This is a genomic window from Escherichia sp. 10290, from assembly GCF_030295155.1.
Classification (GTDB): domain Bacteria; phylum Pseudomonadota; class Gammaproteobacteria; order Enterobacterales; family Enterobacteriaceae; genus Escherichia; species Escherichia coli_F.
Genome location: NZ_AP025741.1, coordinates 1,966,655 through 1,984,297 on the forward strand (window position 1 = coordinate 1,966,655; position 17,643 = coordinate 1,984,297).

Below are 17,643 nucleotides of genomic sequence, written 5' to 3' on the forward strand. Positions count from 1 at the left end.
TACCCGGTTAAGTAAAATCCGAACTATTAAAATTTCATGCTGACATCAAGCCAGAAAGTACGGCCACTGGCGTAGGTCGCCACGCCGGTATTCGTTGTATCAACAGCGGTTTTGCTATCCAGTACATTGAGAATATCGGCACTGATCGTCAGGTTTTGTTGTTTCAGAAATTGTGGCGTCCAGGACAAGCGGGTGTCCCAGGTCAGGCTGCTATCCAGTTTTTCATCAACATACTGTTTGTAATCTGAATATTCGCTAATGTATTGCGCATTCGTTTTACCGAGGATAATGCGAGCTTTACGCGCTTCTTGCCAGGCCAGCGTATTCGCCCACACCAATCCGCTCGGTTGATGTGTGAAATCCATGTTTAAGGAGATCTTTAATGGATTATTAAAATCTGCCACCGGAACGCTATCGTAAGAAACCAGATTACCGTTATAGACCACCTGGTTATCACCGGTATTGCTCTCCTCATAACCATTGTTCAACGATAAGTTGCCCTTGCTCTTGATATAGCTAAAGACAACTTGCGGGTTAATATCTACCTGGCTGATATGCAGGGGTTCGGCCAGTTCAAAACTGAGGTTGAACGAATGCGTTTTGGTTTTACCGTCGTTGTTATATTCAGTAATGGTGGTTTTAGTCGCGCTGTCGGTACGACTGCTTTTGCTGATTTGATCATGCGCTTCACGGTAAACATAGTTTGCGCGCGCAATAACGTTCTTACCGATTTTTTGCTGCAATCCCATTGCCAGTTCATCGTTATAAGGCGTTTTCAAATCCTGATAACGCGTCAGGGTTTTATTGCCTGATACCGATTCCGTCCAGCTATTGCGGATATCACGTAATCCCATATCAAGAATATTCCCGCCATAGTAACGGTTATAACCTGCGGTAATCATTGAGGTTTGATCAGCAAAAATATCCCATTCCGTCATAAAGCGCGGGGAGATATTGTGGTTTGACAGATAGTTATCATAGTCATACCGCACGCCGGGCATTAACGACACATTACGCCAGTTAATGCGATCCGCCATATACAGCGTGTAATTGTCTATTCCCAGGCTGCCTTTACCTTTATGGTAAATGGTATGGTTAGTTTTCTTTCCGGCAGCATTAATCACATAGGATTCAGACTGGTTATGGCGTTCAGTCCATGCATCGGAATAGATGTATTCCGCGCCGAAGTAGGGTTGATGCGAAACATTACCCACGGCGAATTTTTGCCAGTCAAGGCGTGTTTTGAAGGTGTAATTATCTACAGCCTGGGAAATGTGTCCTAATCCGCCACGAGTGCAACGCCCTGAAATATCACCATATGTACATGAAAGTTCGGTGTACCAGATGTCATGATCGTGACGGGTATAATCACTAATATGATCCCAACCAACGGTGGTACGCAGTTTGGCCCATGCGAGCTGGGTATCCATATCCCATGCCAGACCATAGGATTTATTACCCATTTCGCGATCAGACTCCGGGAAGGTGCTGGTATTATAATCACGGCTGGAGCCGGTATATTTTAAGGTTAAATCGTGGGTAAAGCGGTCGCTGGCAAACCAGGTAAATTTGCTCAATGCAGTATCGATAACGTTTTTATACTGTGCCCTGCCGGCGACAATGCCGTCATTCGAAACATAATCCGCGCGGATGATATCAGACTGGCGGCGCGATAAACCGGCGGTAACGCCAAAGTTATCAGCGAGTTCCTGATTAAACGACAAGGTATAAAAGTTCTTTTTAAAATCTGGAGAGTAATAAGTACTTCCTGAAGAACCTTGATTAAATGCGCTCTTGTTATTCTCATCGATATGCGATGTTAACCAGTCCGAACGCGTAGTGCGATAACCCAGTTTCACGCTGCTATCATCAGCGTTGAAGCGTTTGATCTTTGCATCAATTACCCCGCCATTGAAGCGGCCAAATTCAACCGGCACAAAACTGTCATAAAGCGTCACATTGTCCAGTAAGCTGACATCAAGATAATACCCCTGTGACATCCCGCTAATATTGGTTGCACTACTGGCATCGGACTCATTCGCTGGGTTCAGGTTATTCGTTGCACTAATACCGTCAATCAAATAGGCATTCTGGTAGGGCGACGCACCGTGAATAGAGATTTTCTCCGGGCGAATATCTCCCTGGTTCAATGAGGTACTTTGCGTTGAATCCATGCGTACCGCAGGGTTGGTTCTCAGCAGATCGCTGATATTGCCATTCCCGGTCGGTAAACGCTCGATGCTTTCACTGGTGTAATGCGTGTTGCCGTTTACGGGTACAGGGACAGGAGCATAGACCGTCATCTCTTCAAAAACATGCATGTACATATTTTTGTCATCGACGGCCTGCGCTACATCAGCGCCACATAAAATGACGCCAGGAATAAGAACTCGCTTCATTTATTTTTATCTCCGTACAGCAGGGCTTTTATTGTTTTTATAAAACCGCGCTAATGTCGCAAATATCATCAGCCAGGCTCCAGACACCAGGTTGATGTGTGACCATAATGACGCCGCTTGAGGGTAGTTTTTCACGCACTAAACGCAGTAAGCGGATAGCCTCTTGTTCCTCAAGATGAGAGGTAGTTTCGTCAAGAAATATCCATTTCGGACGTCGTAAAATTAATCGAGCCAGGGCGATACGTTGTTTTTCGCCGCTGGAAAGAATATCTCCCCAGCGATCGTGATCATGAATACGCGCAGCCAATTTCCCCAGACCAACCTGATGCAGTACTTCGCTCAACGATTTATCGTCTACGGACAGGGGAAGTGCTTTACAAATAATCTCTTTCAGTAAGCCGGTTTTGATTAACGGTGTTTGTGACACATACCAACTGTCAGCAGGAGAAGAAATATCACCTTTAAACCACGGCCAGCAGTGGGATAATGTTTTAAGCAGTGTGGTTTTTCCCGCACCAGAGTAACCTTTCAGCAATAGCCATTTGCCTGGCGAAACATGAAAGTTCAGGTTCTCTAATATGATCTTATTATCAGGAGTACGAATACTCGCGTCAGCCACTTGTACCGCATGTTGGCAATTTTTAGGCTTATTCGTAGGGCGCTGTTCGGTGAGTTGATGGAACTCATACAAGCGATCGATAACCGCAGCCAGTTCAGCAAGTTCATCATATTTATAAATAAACCAGCTTAAATTGTTCGATACCAGCATAAATGCCTGGCGTGATTTCATCAGTCCGCCCAGATTGATCTGTCCGCTAATAAACTGCGGCAATAACAGAAAGTAGGGAAGAACGCTAAGCGAGCGCGAATAAATATTCTGCCAGTAATCAAGCCACCGCTGGCGATTCATTAAACGATGCCAGTTCTCTTTAATGATATGAAAATTGTCGCTCAACTCCTGCCGTTGTAGAGATTCAGCATTGCTTAGCGCAATCAGTTCCGCTTGTTTATTATGCTGCACAAGATTAGTTCGAAATGTCGCTTCGCTACGTTGCTTTTCCACATTAAGTGGTCGAATGCGTTTTCCAACCTTATGGGTAAATAATGTTCCACCGATCACAATAAGCGCGACGGTATAGACCATATACCCATGGATATTCCATTCTGTTCCACTAACAGTGAATGAGAGCGTACCCGCGCTTTGCCAAAGAATAACGGTGAAGGTGACCAGCATGCTCAGTGACTGGATGAAGCCAAATGAAAGGCTGAGCGTTTTGCTGATCAGTAAGAGAATGTCTTCAGCGATACGTTGGTCAGGGTTATCTGTATTTTTATGCTCGCCGTAGATCTGCGTGAAGTAGTAGTTTTTATCTGCAAACCAGCGATTAAGGTAGTAATCTGTTAACCATTCGCGCCAGCGAATAGTCAGTAGTTTAATTAGCCATGTTTTGTTTACGGATATTAATACAAAGATCCCCAGCAGGGCAGGGAACCACAGAACAAGTTGCCAAAGTTTATCGGTTTCTTTCTGACTTAGCGCATTGAAAAAATCATTGTTCCAGTCGTTTAACCAGACCTGAATTTTAACCACGCCAAGGATCATGGCGAGGATAATAATGATTAACAACACTGAAGTTTTATTATTCTTACGCAGCCAAAAGGGCTTCAGCAGACAGAGATACTTTGCTATCAACATACAAAACGTAATGGGAATGGTTATCATTAGCGAAAATTGATTGTGCCATTCAATGATTATCTATGGCAATGATTTACTGATGAAATTTATTTAAGTATCATTTAACAATATGAAATATAAAGAAATATTTCATTTTCAGTGGTTATGGTTATGCTATTGATAATCAAGAGTATTGCTAATGCCCTGACGCATACCTCGTAAGCCAGGATTTAAGCTCTTACTTCGCACGGGAAGATGATGAAGACGAAACACCCGACAGGAAGTTATGTCGGGTGCCTTGTTAAGTTCATAAGAAGGAGGCTAAGACTGAAGCTAATAGAGTGCGTTATTTATTATTCTCCATTTGTTTTGCAACATCCATAATGTGGTAAAGCGGAACTCTGTTCTTAGCTAACTCCACCATGGCGTTCATATAAGGCACCATGGTTGAAAAAAGGATTTTATAACCTTCGCAAAAATAGGAAACAGTTTCATTGTTTACTTTAGTAATACGATGTTTAGGGCAACCACCATTGCAGATAGGTTTATATACACATTGCTGACATTTCGCTGAAATCCGTTTTTTTTGCGCTGTCAGCTGTACACTGTTCATCGTTTTGAGTTCCGATTTATTAATGTTTCCGATTTTGTACTGTGGATAGACAAAATGGTCGCATTCGTAAATGTCTCCATTACTTTCAACAACCAGATTATCCTTGCAGGACTCCTGGAAAATACAACTGGTATGCCCATTCCCCAAAAAACGGCTGACAAAGCTTTCAAACTGACGGATGAAAATTTCACCCACATCGTTTTTAACCCATTGCATAAAAATGGTTGACATAAACTTGCCATAAGCCGTAGGAGGCACAGAAAAATCAATGATACGGAATGTGTTCTCACTATGACCACTGAAATCAATATTCGGCGTCCCGGTTTCGAGCAATTCGATAAATTGCATATGTTTACTGCCGATAGATTTTAAAAAATGATAAACCTCAAGAGGGTAATGGACATTAACGTTATTAATGACGGTTAACGTATTAAACTCTACTTGATATGATTTCAGACGCTCGATGGCTGCTATCACTTTTGCAAAAGTTCCGTTACCCGAATTACTGCGTCTGTAACGGTCATGTAACTCCTGGGGTCCATCGATCGAGATACCAACCAGAAACTCATGTTCTTTGAGAAAGGCACACCATTCATTATTCAATAAAATGCCATTCGTTTGTAATGCATTAAAAATACGTTTTTGGCCTGCATAGCGTTGTTGATAGTGAATAACTTTACGGAAAAAATCCAGGCCAGCCAGAGTGGGTTCACCGCCTTGCCAGGTAAAATAGACCTGATTGCCAGACGCTGCGATATATTGTTTGATGAACTCTTTCAGAGTGCTGTCATCCATCCATTTTTCATGAGTAAACTGCGACTCTTTTTCAAGGTAAAAACAGTAATCACATTTGAGATTACATTGAAAACTGGAGGGCTTGGCTGTAACGTGCATCGCTATCTCGCTCAATAAGGCGGCGGAAAAATCCGCCGCATGAAGGTTTAGTTATTTCGCTTCGCTTAGTGCTTTCTTGATATTGTTAAACTTCGCCTGATTTACCTCGCTAAGCGGTGGCTGGCTGTTGTCGATAAACTCTCTTACCACACCTTGCATCTCTTTAACGATCTGCGGATTGGCGGCGGCAATGTTATCTTTTTGCTGTAGATCTGTCAGTTTGTATAGACCTAACTGATTGTTTTCTACTGTATAGACTAGCGAATAATCGTTATTTCTCACCGTATAAGAGAATTGGCTTAAATCTTCGGTGTTGGGGTTATGCGGGTAATCGTCTGACTGATGGCGGACAAATTTGTGGTAATTATCCCAGAAGGGAATATTTTCCTCATCAAACCAGTGAGAATAAGATGTTATCCAGGTCAGATTTTTATGTGGCTCACCTTGTTTCTTATCTTGCAACCAGGGCAGCAATGAAACACCATCCAATTTTAGCTCTTTTGGAATGCTGATATCGGCTGCATCAAGAGCTGTCGGGTAGAAATCCATTGCGGAAATCAGCTTGTCATAATTACCGGGCGGAAGTTTTCCTTTCCACCACATAAACATTGGTGTATGGGTACCGCCAGGATAAGTCTGGCTCTTATAGCCTTTTTGCGCTCCGTTCAGCGGCAGAGGACCATCGATAACTGCACCATTATCAGAGGTAAAGAGAATAATTGTATTGTCATACTGTCCGTTTTTCTTTAGTTGTTCAAGAATGCGTTTTACGCCCTGATCAACAGAATAAACGGAAGCGTAGTAGTTATCTGCTGTTTGGCTACCGGTATTAAATTGCTTCTGATATTGCTCTGGTGCAGGGTTGTCGTTTGGCAGGTGCGGAGCATTATAAGCCAGGTAAAGCATAAAAGGCTGGTCAAGTGTTTTAGCACGATCAACAACGCCAATTGCCTCATCGGTTAACTGATCGCTGATATAACCTTTTGCGGGGACGCGTTCACGGTTTTTGAACAGTGAAGGGGAGTTGTAATATGCCGTTCCTGCAGCGTGGAATCCCATAAAGTAATCAAAACCACGGTTTTGAGGTTGCCATTCTTCCGCAGAAAATGTGGTGAAGTTGTCATGATAGTCACGCGTTTGTTTATCTTCTGGTACTGGCACATTACTGATTTTTGACAAGTGCCATTTACCTACTGCTGCAGTGTAATAACCATGATTCTGGAATAATTCAGGCAAGAAAGTTTCTGTCAGCGGAATACCATCCTGAGCATCAGTATTGGAGTACACACCAAAACGAGCGGGCGCTCGACCGGTCATTATTGCGGCGCGGGAGGGACCGGAAACCCCGTGCGCCACATAGCCGTTAGTAAAACGTACACCTTCATCCATTAACGAAAGGAGTGTTGGCGTTGATTTTTGTGCAGCTTCAATAGCTTTATCTATCCCTATTTTGTAGGTATCGACAACTTCACGATTTTCCATTGTTTTTGGGTCAAAAGAACCCTTATCAAAAGGAAGTTGTCCATAACCCAGATCATCCATGGTCAGTACGATGATATTTGGCTTTCCTTTAGTACTGTATTCAATCGGCGTAAAGTCTGAGAAAGCAACGTTTGTTTTAGTTGCTTTCAGCTTTACATCATCTGCCGCATAGACTGGCCCCCTGAATCTCCAGACAACCAGTATCACTTAAATAAGTGATAGTCTTAATACTAGTTTTTAGACTAGTCATTGGAGAACAGATGATTGATGTCTTAGGGCCGGAGAAACGCAGACGGCGTACCACACAGGAAAAGATCGCAATTGTTCAGCAGAGCTTTGAACCGGGGATGACGGTCTCCCTCGTTGCCCGGCAACATGGTGTAGCAGCCAGCCAGTTATTTCTCTGGCGTAAGCAATACCAGGAAGGAAGTCTTACTGCTGTCGCCGCCGGAGAACAGGTTGTTCCTGCCTCTGAACTTGCTGCCGCCATGAAGCAGATTAAAGAACTCCAGCGCCTGCTCGGCAAGAAAACGATGGAAAATGAACTCCTCAAAGAAGCCGTTGAATATGGACGGGCAAAAAAGTGGATAGCGCACGCGCCCTTATTGCCCGGGGATGGGGAGTAAGCTTAGTCAGCCGTTGTCTCCGGGTGTCGCGTGCGCAGTTGCACGTCATTCTCAGACGAACCGATGACTGGATGGATGGCCGCCGCAGTCGTCACACTGATGATACGGATGTGCTTCTCCGTATACACCATGTTATCGGAGAGCTGCCCACGTATGGTTATCGTCGGGTATGGGCGCTGCTTCGCAGACAGGCAGAACTTGATGGTATGCCTGCGATCAATGCCAAACGTGTTTACCGGATCATGCGCCAGAATGCGCTGTTGCTTGAGCGAAAACCTGCTGTACCGCCATCGAAACGGGCACATACAGGCAGAGTGGCCGTGAAAGAAAGCAATCAGCGATGGTGCTCTGACGGGTTCGAGTTCTGCTGTGATAACGGAGAGAGACTGCGTGTCACGTTCGCGCTGGACTGCTGTGATCGTGAGGCACTGCACTGGGCGGTGACTACTGGCGGCTTCAACAGTGAAACAGTACAGGACGTCATGCTGGGAGCGGTGGAACGCCGCTTCGGCAACGATCTTCCGTCGTCTCCAGTGGAGTGGCTGACGGATAATGGTTCATGCTACCGGGCTAATGAAACACGCCAGTTCGCCCGGATGTTGGGACTTGAACCGAAGAACACGGCGGTGCGGAGTCCGGAGAGTAACGGAATAGCAGAGAGCTTCGTGAAAACGATAAAGCGTGACTACATCAGTATCATGCCCAAACCAGACGGGTTAACGGCAGCAAAGAACCTTGCAGAGGCGTTCGAGCATTATAACGAATGGCATCCGCATAGTGCGCTGGGTTATCGCTCGCCACGGGAATATCTGCGGCAGCGGGCTTGTAATGGGTTAAGTGATAACAGATGTCTGGAAATATAGGGGCAAATCCACCGCATGAGCGGTAAATGCAGCCATACCAGATGCCAGTATCAAAGATATCGAGGTACTTACGACACTTTTCTTCAATGCAGACTTCATAAATGTTCCTCTTCTTATTGTACTTAATTCCAAAGTAATTTTACGAAGAGAAATAAGATGATGTAAGTGAAGTGAGTCACATAAAGAGATAGCAGATTTGGCTAAAAAAAGAGAAATAATAGTCCATAACGCGTTGACATTGCTTTCTGTTGAGCTAGGTAAATTCACAATGCCAAATATCTAAATGATTGAAATTAAATGATATTATGTGTTTTTTTGTAATTCATTGCATTGAGTTCATAAATAAACATGAAACAGATTATTTAGATGCATAAATATGTGATGTATATCACCAATTCTCATCATAAAATACAATTCGTAATGACACATTGGGGCAGGTAATAGCTGCCCCTTTAATTCTTACTTAGCGTGTGGTTGACTATTCGTGAGCGAATAATCAATTAGCCAAAGCATTCATCGTGTTGCCCGTGTTCATATTCGTGTGCCTTTGACAACGGTACTCCTTTGAAACTCTCTTTGGACTGTTGCCGAAATGTTTGCGGAAAGCATAAATAAAATAAGATGTACTGGCATAACCACATTTTTCGGCAATTTTATTGACTGAACCTTCTACGCGTATCAAATTTTTTGCGTGTTGCATTCTGGCATCTAAAAGAATTTGTGAGAATGTCGTTTGCTCTTGCTTTAGTTTTTTCTTCAGCAGGCTTTCACTAATATACAGGCAATCACAAATATCTTTTAGTTTCCATGGGTGTGCCAGCTTCATATTGACAATGTTTCTCACTTTCCCTGATACGGATAGCACACCGTTAGTTAATAATGTAATGAAACCTTTGCATGCAGCAAAAATAGACAGGCAAGAAAAAAGCAAAAGTTCAGAAAAATTCTGATGATTGCGTTCTTCAGAGTTGAGATAAGCAATCATTTCATTAAGTAATCCAGTTGGTACATTTGAAGCACGTAAAAACTTCGCAGGAACAGGCATAGTCACTGTCTGAATATTAGTGCATTGTAGATATTTTTTAATGGTGTTTTCATTAAATCCAATTTCTTTGAAATGCCGCTCATAAGGTTCAAAATGCGTACGAACAGCGTTATCTACCATCAGGATTTCACCATCAGAGAAGGCGTAATCTTTATCTAAAATGTTAGCGTTGAAGGCATGATGAATAAATATAACAGAACAAACGAGCGACATTTTATCTCCTTAAAACAATAAAGTTTTTTATCGATACTTTTTTAACATTTCATATTTATAATTTGCTGTTTATTTTCAGTCTTGCAAACTATTGATAATGAAATGTGTAAGATCTCTTGCAATGCGACCCATTTCTGAAATACCCAGCTGATCAATTGCCGAAAAAATGGCTATCAACGTAAGTGTCAGTAATAAGACAACCACAATTACAGACATGATTTCTTTATAGTTGTCTCTTTGCGTGATTTTGTTTTTCACTGTGGTCGCATGCATTTCAAATATGTTTATTTAGCGGATAACGTTAAAAATCGTTAATCAGTATGCTTAATATAACAGGCTGGAAAAAAGAGGAAATAGGACTGGTGCTTCAGTACTGAGCGGAGTTTCTTACAGCTGTAGGCAGAGGTATATATCTTATAGCGAGCAGTTTAATTTAGCACATGTGAGTAAATTGCGCGACAATGGTCAATGAGGAATTCTTCTGCTGTGCGGATGACAGCAGAAGAAATGAGGAGGCGAATTAATTTGATGGTTCTAATTCAACCGGAATACTTTTATAGCCAGGAATGCCACTTAATGGATCGTGGTTATCAAGTGTTAGCATGTGATTCGATTCTGGAAAATAGGTCACCAGTGAGCGGTCAGCCATAGGGTAAATGACCACTTTTAATCTATCCATGCGGCGTGAGCTGCGCTTACCGTCTGGCGTAAGCGCAATAAGATTAACTCTTTCGCCGTTTTTTACACCGCAAACTTTAGCTTGTTTAGCACTCATGAAGACCACATCTCGTTGACCGAATACCCCTCGATAGCGGTCATCCATACCATAAATCGTCGTATTGTACTGATCGTGACTGCGCACTGTCGCCATGACCAGCTTACTGTTAAACGCCGAAGAGGGATCTTCTAACAACCCTTTACTGGTAATAAAATTAGCCTTACCTGACGACGTCAGCCAGCGCCTTTCAGCAGCTGCGTTTATCAGGTGAAAACCACCAGGATGGCGGATGCGCTGGTTATAGTCGGCGAACTCTGGCAGCACAGCTTCAATGTCATTGCGAATGCGATCATAATCTTCCACCAGATGCTCCCAGGCCACCACGCTCTGGGGGAGCGCTGCCTGCGCGATTCCCGCGACCACAGCACACTCTGATTTCAGCATGACACCTGCGGGTTTTAACACGCCACGCGAGGCATGAATCATTGACATTGAATCCTCAACGGTTACCGCCTGCGCACCGCTTTTTTGCATGTCAATCTCGCTACGTCCCAGAACCGGCAGAATATAGCTATGCCGTGCAGTCAGCAGATGTGAGCGGTTAAGCTTTGTGGCAACGTGTACCGCCAGATCTAATTGCGTTAACGGTACAGCGCTCGCTTCCCGATCTGGCATTGCCAGTGCAAAGTTGCCCCCCATGCAGATCAATGCTCGAGCTTGCCCCGTACATATTGCTTGCATGCTGGCGATTGCAGCATGTCCAGGTGCATGAGGTGGGGTGAAGCCATAGCGCTCACCCAGGCGAGCCAGAAACTCGGCAGACGGTTTCTCGGTAATACCGACGGTTCGGTCGCCCTGTACATTAGAGTGACCACGTAGTGGGCAGATACCCGCACCAGGCTTGCCAATGTTACCTTTCATCAACAGCAGATTGACAAGTTGCTGTACGTTCTGGGTACCATGTTCGTGCTGAGTGATCCCCATTCCGTAACAGATAATGGTTCGTTCGGCAGCGGCATATGCATCAGCAAGTTCGGCGATTTGTGTCTGACTTAGTCCAGAAATACGTTCGATATCTTTCCACTCGGAATTGAGAACGTCACGGCGTAGCTCGTCAAAGCCGACGGTATGCGTTTGAATGAATTCGTCATCCAGCAATGAGGGCCGACCCGCAGCACTTGCAGCATCATCGCGCTCAATTAACAGGCGCATCATCCCCTTTAGCAACGCCATATCGCCACCAATGCGCACATTATAGTAAGCACTAGCCAATTGAGTCTCGGAGTTCGTCAGCATTTCAAACGGGTTCTGTGGTGCGGTAAATCGCTCCAGGCCACGCTCCTGCAGAGGATTGATGGCAATCATTTTCGCTCCCCGTTTCACTAAAGCGCGCAACGAAGTCAGCATGCGAGGGTGGTTTGTACCAGGGTTATGCCCAATGCAAATTACTAAATCGCATTTCTCAAAGTCTTCCAGTAACACGGTCCCTTTACCCACGCCGATACTCGCTGCCAAACCTACGCTGGTCGGTTCATGGCACATGTTTGAGCAGTCGGGAAAGTTATTGGTACCGTATTCACGGGCAAAAAGCTGATAAAGAAAGGCAGCTTCATTGGAAGTGCGGCCCGAAGTATAGAATTCAACCTGATTTGGATCACTATAACTTTGAAGACGTGCGCCAATTTCGTCGAAAGCTTGTTGCCAGCTTAATGGCTGGTAACAGTCGCTGACGGCATCATATTTCAAAGGTTGAGTGAGACGCCCCGCAGCCTCGAGTTCGTGATCTCCCCAGGTAAGTAATGATTGAACCGTATTCTCAGCGAAAAAAGAGGCATTCACCTGCTTATCGGTGACTTCCCAGGCGATTGCTTTTGCGCCGTTTTCACAAATGTCGAATGACGCGCTGTGCTTAGGATCTGGCCATGCACATCCTGGACAGTCAAAGCCTTCTGGCTTATTCATGTCAAACATGGCAATCACTTCCTGGCGTATATCCATCTGCTTACGGACTGCATTCGCTACAGATTTGACAGCCCCCCAACCACCGGCAGCTCCCTGGTAGGATTCAATTTTTTTCTTCATCAGCTTATCCTGTGTGGAAATGAATTATTAGGATTTGTAATAGCGATGATGCGCAGTATATATAATGGGCTTATCGGCCATTTGGATATATGAGAGTAGGGGGCTACTCTCATTCTATTTTTAACTCATTATCGTCAAATAACAGAATAGTATAAATGCGATAAGTTAAGCATCATCTCTCATAGTCTTTAAGTTAACATACTTTTCAATATATAAAATAAGACTCTGACTTCAATTGTGCGCGGATTTTCTTACAGGTGTAGGATAATTTCTTTCAGGAAAGAATAATCCGCGTAATTTTAGTGAATGGAAAGCACAACCTAAAGTATAACAGGGTCAACATCACAATTATTCATAGATAAATGTAACGCCAATGACTGACTGTACTGCTCCAGCTGCGACCTTGCTTCCTGTCTGTCCATAAGTTGCACTTAAGCCCAGGGGTACTTTGCTTTTATTTACAGTTCCCAGGGAGACATTTTCTCCCGTAGCCAGTATTTTTCCATTACGCATCAGGGAGACACCGACTCCTGATGCTTTTGTTGCGTCAGGTGCTGTATTAGCAAACACTTGTCGGGCACTGTCAGTGGTAGCGCCCGAAAGATAAAATGAGAGCTTTTGCTCACTTGAGCAATATACGCCCAAGGGTATTTCTGCGCTTCCAGGAAAGTCCGGGAGACTCACTGTGACATTACGACTATCAACGGTACAGCCGCCCGTTGGCATAACAACACTGTTATTTGAAATAATATTCCATGTAAAGTTACGCGGATTTCCACTTCCTAACGTTGCAATTTTATACATATGAATGCGAGCAATAACTTCTCCCGCGTTTATGACAACGCCACCGGCCGCCCCGACAGGGGTAATATAGAGTTTTAACGGTAAGGGCATCGGTGTCTTATCACCAATATCCAGCACGTTGGTATTTGTCGTCAACGGAAAGGGGTAGGTCACATTATTCCAGTACAGCGATCCTTTATATGACTGTAGGGAGCCTGCGAAAGCTGAGCCTTGTACTAAGTTAATATGATCTGTGTCGTACCAGCCGCCGTAATCATTCCAGCAACTTATATGCTGAGACAAATCTACAACCAGATTCTGACCTGGTTGAATGACAGGATCGAGATTAACATACACAGAAGTTGTACCTGCGCCAATACTTGACCCACCATCAACATTACAACTGAAGGCGAAGACTTTACCTGCCATCAAAAGAAAATAAATACTGAACAGGACATTTATACTAATTTTTTTTCCCATGATAAATCCTTAGGTTAAAAATTGATTTAAAAAAGAGGCTTATAAAATCGAATCGATGTTATTGCCAGGTATAGATCACATTGATTAGCGCCTCGATCGTTCCCTGGCTTGCGTTTCCATTCACCGTGATAGCTCTTGCCTTAAGTGGAAACTGTGCATTACGTGTGATCTCATCAACAATAACCGTTTTGCTATCGCCACTTTTTAACGTCGCCTCCTGATCATCCCTCAGCTCTATCTGAATATTTTCGGCACTACCTTCATTTTTGTAATAACCCGTATTGTCAATTGAACCTGTTACGATTGCCGTCACTGCACTTGTTTCAATCGGACAATCGGTTAATGACAAAGTAATATCGTGCCAGCCAGATGCAGAACCTGGTTGTTGCAGATTGCGTGTATAAAGATCCCCGAGATTAACGCTAGCTTCTTTGGTTTGAATAGTGCAGGGTTTAGCAACTACCCGACCATTAACAGTGATAGTGACATCAGCGGCCTGGAGAGTTGCTGAAAATAGCGCACAGAGCGTAGCCAACAGAAGTCTTTGGAAAGTTCTATTCATATCTCACTCTGATTATTGAAATTCAAGGGTAAATGTTGCCGAAGCGCTAACCAGTCCTGGATTGACGGACTTTTGTGTTGACTTCAAACGGGCCGAGTAAGGCAAAATATTATCCTGATCAGGAGTCAGAGGGATCCACTGCATTCCGGTATGAAGGTCATTTAATTTTACTGGGCGCATATTTCCGTCCAGAATTTCAATACCCAAACCGGAAGCAGAATTGCTTCCTTCATCCAGTTTCAGCAGAGTATTATTTTCTAAATCCTCTATCCCGCTAAATGCAACCCGAACCCCTGTTGTCCCTTTGCTACATTCACTTAACGTAATCTGGAAAGGAACGGTTGGACTTGTGCTTCCAGTCGTTGGGAATTGCCTGGCACTGTGTTTTTGTAGGTCTACGGTAAAATTAAGCGAATCAGATGAAACTGTGCAGCCATAATCCAGGACGCGCCCGCTAATTTTAATAACGCTATCTGCAGATAAAGCAGAATAGGTGGTTAACCCCAGAAATAAACCGAGGAAAATAATGCTATTGTGTTTCATAATCTAGTGTTCCTTAGCGACAGACTGCTGTTTGCTGACTCAGTAAGTTCCCAGGAGAGACTTCAGGAAGCTTGTAATTAACAATACATTTAGCGTTTGCATTGTTGCCCCATGAAACCTGTAATTTTCCTGATTGTGGAAGTCCTGTCAGATAGACCTGACCATTTTCAGCAACAATGCTGCCATTGTTATTGTCACCGTGAGTCACAATTGCACCGAATGGAACTGGTTTATTGCCGTATTTCAGAGTCATTAATACTTTACCGCCGATTTGTGCATTAAATGTTGCTCTGGCAATAGCACCATGAGTAGGGATGACCGTGACCACGGTTTCATCCAGTTCAACATTATCGGCAAGGGAATTAGCGTTAAGAGCGACACGATTTTCTCTATATTCTGTCGCAAATGGTAATATTGCATAGCCACGCCAGTCTGTATGTATTCCTGTCTGGTTCTCTATTTTAACATTCTCCGCGCCAGGAGCCTTAACCAGAACCATAGTGTCACCCATCGGCTGTCCAAAGGTGACACCATCAGCATGAGCAATAATTCCACCACTCATTCCGTAGTAAATCTGGTTGCTATCGCCATTACGACTGTAACCGACATTAGTATTACCGTAAGCCCCTCGATAATTAAGAGAACTGTAACCACTGGTGCCAGATGATGCATTACCTCCGCGGGTATTACCGACCTGAACACTATAATTCAGGTTATTATCCGGCAGCAGTGTGCCATAAACCCCAGATAGATTGGTCATACTGCCTTTCAAATCGTTTGACATGCTATAACTAGCGTTTGAATTACGAAATGCCGACTGACTGTCTGTACGCATCCAATGACTGAAGGGAACATTAAGTGTAAAAGCGAGTAAATGATCCCGATCGTTTTGCCATATATTACTGGAATAGCTGTAATTCAGCGAAGTCGTAATATCGCCAAACGGTACATTTAACCCGAATGATATTTGCTGATCGCTGCGTGACGTGTTCCAGTAACTTTGGCGACTGGCACTGAAAAAGGTCGTACCGTAATTTCCAAGCTGCTGGGAAATACTTATTTGTTCCTGACCACGCTTACTATAGTACAGATTAAAATAATCAATAAATTGTATCTGTTCATTGGTGTCTCCGGTCGGAGGCTTGACGGTGTAACCACTCATTCGACTGTATGCACTGTCAGATAAGTTATAAAATCCTTGCGTAGAATATCGATATCCTGCGATCTGGATATTCGTTCCCGTCTGATAGAAAGATTTACTGTAGACAGATTTTACCGATTGTCCGCTGTGACGAGTATCATCCGCAAGTGTCGTATTGGCTTGCGTGATATCGACAGAAAAGGCACCTAAAAGGCCAAGATCTTTACCAATACCCACGTTGAAAGCTTGATAATCTTCTGCAATTTGCATCCCGCCATAAGGTGTCCAGTTTCCCTCCAGACCATGCATTACGCTGCCCTGAATGAATTTTGGGGAGCTTTGCAGGTTATTTCCACTACGATATTCCCCCAAGGCAAGTGCATAACGCGTATAACCAACACGTTGGAGAACCGGGACAGATGAATAAGGGACATATAAAGTCTGAATACTGCCGTCTGCCTCTTTTATCGTAACTTGCAGATCACCGCCATTAGTCGCAGAGTTAATATCATCAATAGTAAAAGGGCCGGGAGGGACCGTAGTCTGATAAACATCGTATCCGTTCTGTTTAACACTGACTTGGGCTGTGCCACGGGCTATACCATGAATCACCGGAGCAAAACCATGTTGGCTATCGGGCAACATCGCTTCCGTTGAGTTTATTTTAAGGCCACGAAAGTTCACACTTTCAAAAATATCGCCATCGGTATAACTATCACCCACCGTTAACCGTGAGCGTAAGGGAATAATGTCACGTTCAGCAGACGTATTGATATGTTGCCATTTATTGCTGTCAGATGGGTTGTTACTCCCACTGTTATAACTCCACGTTGAGTTATCACGTAGTCGCCAGCTGCCAATGTTGATGCCACTCTGCAAATTCAGATATGCATAGTTGGTTTTGCTGGCGTTATGGTTACTACGATTGTTGATAGAATTACCATTAAAACTATAGTTCAGTAGGCCTGCGTTTATTCCTTCTTCCCACAGGTCAGGAGAGACATAACCACGGGCCATTCTGCCGACATAAATCTGCGGAACGGAGAGCGACAGATGTTGCTGACCAACATCAAACTCAGTAGATGCATCAGCCAAACGATCCTGAAGTGGTGTACATGCGTTGTTATCCGGCACATTTTTTCCTGCCAAATGGTCCTTATTGGCTAATAACGCTGATTTTTTTATGCCAAGACTGACAAGAAGGTCTGTACTCAGACATGGGGTGAGATCTGCGTTATTCTCATCTGCAACAAAAGTAACATCCCGAGTGGTCATAAATTCGTCGTTCAAATAAATATCGACCCGATATGTACCAGGTGGTGCCTCGCGTCCCTTAGCAAAGGCAGATAAATCAACAGACTCAGCAAGATCATTGCTTAAAAACCGTGGATTAAAATAATACTCTGCTTCTACGGGAAAAACCGCTGTAGCTAAGCCAAGGGCAAAGGTAAGCCGTGCAAAGCGAGGCAGTAGTAACACATGATGCATACGATATGCCTTAAATGCGGCACGAAAGGCTGTCAT

General features: G+C 44.0%; 13 protein-coding genes and 1 pseudogene. 2 read left to right on the plus strand and 12 right to left on the minus strand.

Annotation, left to right across the window (positions count from 1 at the left end):
- Positions 1-26: 26 nt before the first annotated feature.
- Together QUE74_RS09890 and QUE74_RS09895 are read right to left on the minus strand one after the other, a co-directional pair.
- A complete protein-coding gene (locus QUE74_RS09890; protein ID WP_000832479.1) occupies positions 27-2,399 on the minus strand; it encodes a TonB-dependent receptor plug domain-containing protein in 2,373 nt (790 codons plus the stop codon).
- A gap of 37 nt (positions 2,400-2,436) precedes the next feature.
- Positions 2,437-4,122 (minus strand): ABC transporter ATP-binding protein/permease, encoded by a 1,686-nt coding sequence (locus QUE74_RS09895; protein WP_000628559.1) that lies wholly within the window; start codon positions 4,120-4,122, stop codon positions 2,437-2,439.
- 210 nt (positions 4,123-4,332) lie between these two features.
- Here QUE74_RS09895 and QUE74_RS09900 point away from each other — a divergent pair, with 210 nt between their 5' ends.
- Positions 4,333-4,458 carry a hypothetical protein gene (locus tag QUE74_RS09900; RefSeq protein WP_123058991.1) on the plus strand — a complete coding sequence of 42 codons (126 nt, stop codon included), beginning with the start codon at positions 4,333-4,335 and terminating at the stop codon, positions 4,456-4,458.
- Here the strand turns inward: QUE74_RS09900 and QUE74_RS09905 are convergent.
- On the minus strand, positions 4,421-5,581 hold the full coding sequence (locus QUE74_RS09905; protein WP_001360625.1) for an anaerobic sulfatase maturase: 1,161 nt from the start codon (positions 5,579-5,581) through the stop codon (positions 4,421-4,423). The genes QUE74_RS09900 and QUE74_RS09905 overlap by 38 nt on opposite strands.
- Before the next feature lie 51 nt (positions 5,582-5,632).
- Entirely contained in the window at positions 5,633-7,270 is a 1,638-nt protein-coding gene (locus QUE74_RS09910; protein WP_001355368.1) for a sulfatase-like hydrolase/transferase, read from the minus strand.
- Positions 7,271-7,323: 53 nt separating this feature from the next.
- On the opposite strand from QUE74_RS09910, the gene QUE74_RS09915 reads away from it, so the two are divergent.
- Positions 7,324-8,552, plus strand: a protein-coding gene (locus QUE74_RS09915; protein ID WP_088895425.1) for an IS3-like element IS2 family transposase whose coding sequence is annotated in 2 segments (ribosomal slippage) — positions 7,324-7,639 and positions 7,639-8,552 — 1,230 coding nt in all. Because the reading frame shifts where the segments join, the coding sequence is not laid out codon by codon here.
- Positions 8,553-8,558: 6 nt separating this feature from the next.
- Here QUE74_RS09915 and QUE74_RS29585 read toward each other — a convergent pair.
- The 8 genes and pseudogenes from QUE74_RS29585 to QUE74_RS09950 form a co-directional block, all read right to left on the minus strand.
- Positions 8,559-8,651, minus strand: a pseudogene (locus QUE74_RS29585) (sulfatase); the annotation flags it as partial.
- A 397-nt stretch (positions 8,652-9,048) separates the two neighbouring features.
- Complete coding sequence (ydeO, locus tag QUE74_RS09920) at positions 9,049-9,810, minus strand: acid stress response transcriptional regulator YdeO (protein ID WP_000060467.1); 762 nt, start codon at positions 9,808-9,810, stop codon at positions 9,049-9,051.
- A gap of 75 nt (positions 9,811-9,885) precedes the next feature.
- Positions 9,886-10,083, minus strand: coding sequence for a two-component system connector SafA (gene safA / locus QUE74_RS09925; RefSeq protein WP_000543389.1), 198 nt, complete (start codon positions 10,081-10,083; stop codon positions 9,886-9,888).
- 247 nt (positions 10,084-10,330) lie between these two features.
- On the minus strand, positions 10,331-12,610 hold the full coding sequence (gene ydeP, locus QUE74_RS09930; protein ID WP_000726741.1) for an acid resistance putative oxidoreductase YdeP: 2,280 nt from the start codon (positions 12,608-12,610) through the stop codon (positions 10,331-10,333).
- 348 nt (positions 12,611-12,958) lie between these two features.
- On the minus strand, positions 12,959-13,873 hold the full coding sequence (locus QUE74_RS09935) for a fimbrial protein (RefSeq protein ID WP_000516693.1): 915 nt from the start codon (positions 13,871-13,873) through the stop codon (positions 12,959-12,961).
- 58 nt (positions 13,874-13,931) lie between these two features.
- Positions 13,932-14,435 carry a type 1 fimbrial minor subunit FimG gene (gene fimG, locus QUE74_RS09940; protein WP_001082281.1) on the minus strand — a complete coding sequence of 168 codons (504 nt, stop codon included), beginning with the start codon at positions 14,433-14,435 and terminating at the stop codon, positions 13,932-13,934.
- A gap of 12 nt (positions 14,436-14,447) precedes the next feature.
- Positions 14,448-14,978 carry a type 1 fimbrial adaptor subunit FimF gene (gene fimF, locus QUE74_RS09945; RefSeq protein ID WP_000682253.1) on the minus strand — a complete coding sequence of 177 codons (531 nt, stop codon included), beginning with the start codon at positions 14,976-14,978 and terminating at the stop codon, positions 14,448-14,450.
- Between the two features lie 13 nt (positions 14,979-14,991).
- Complete coding sequence (locus QUE74_RS09950) at positions 14,992-17,643, minus strand: fimbria/pilus outer membrane usher protein (RefSeq protein WP_001355369.1); 2,652 nt, start codon at positions 17,641-17,643, stop codon at positions 14,992-14,994.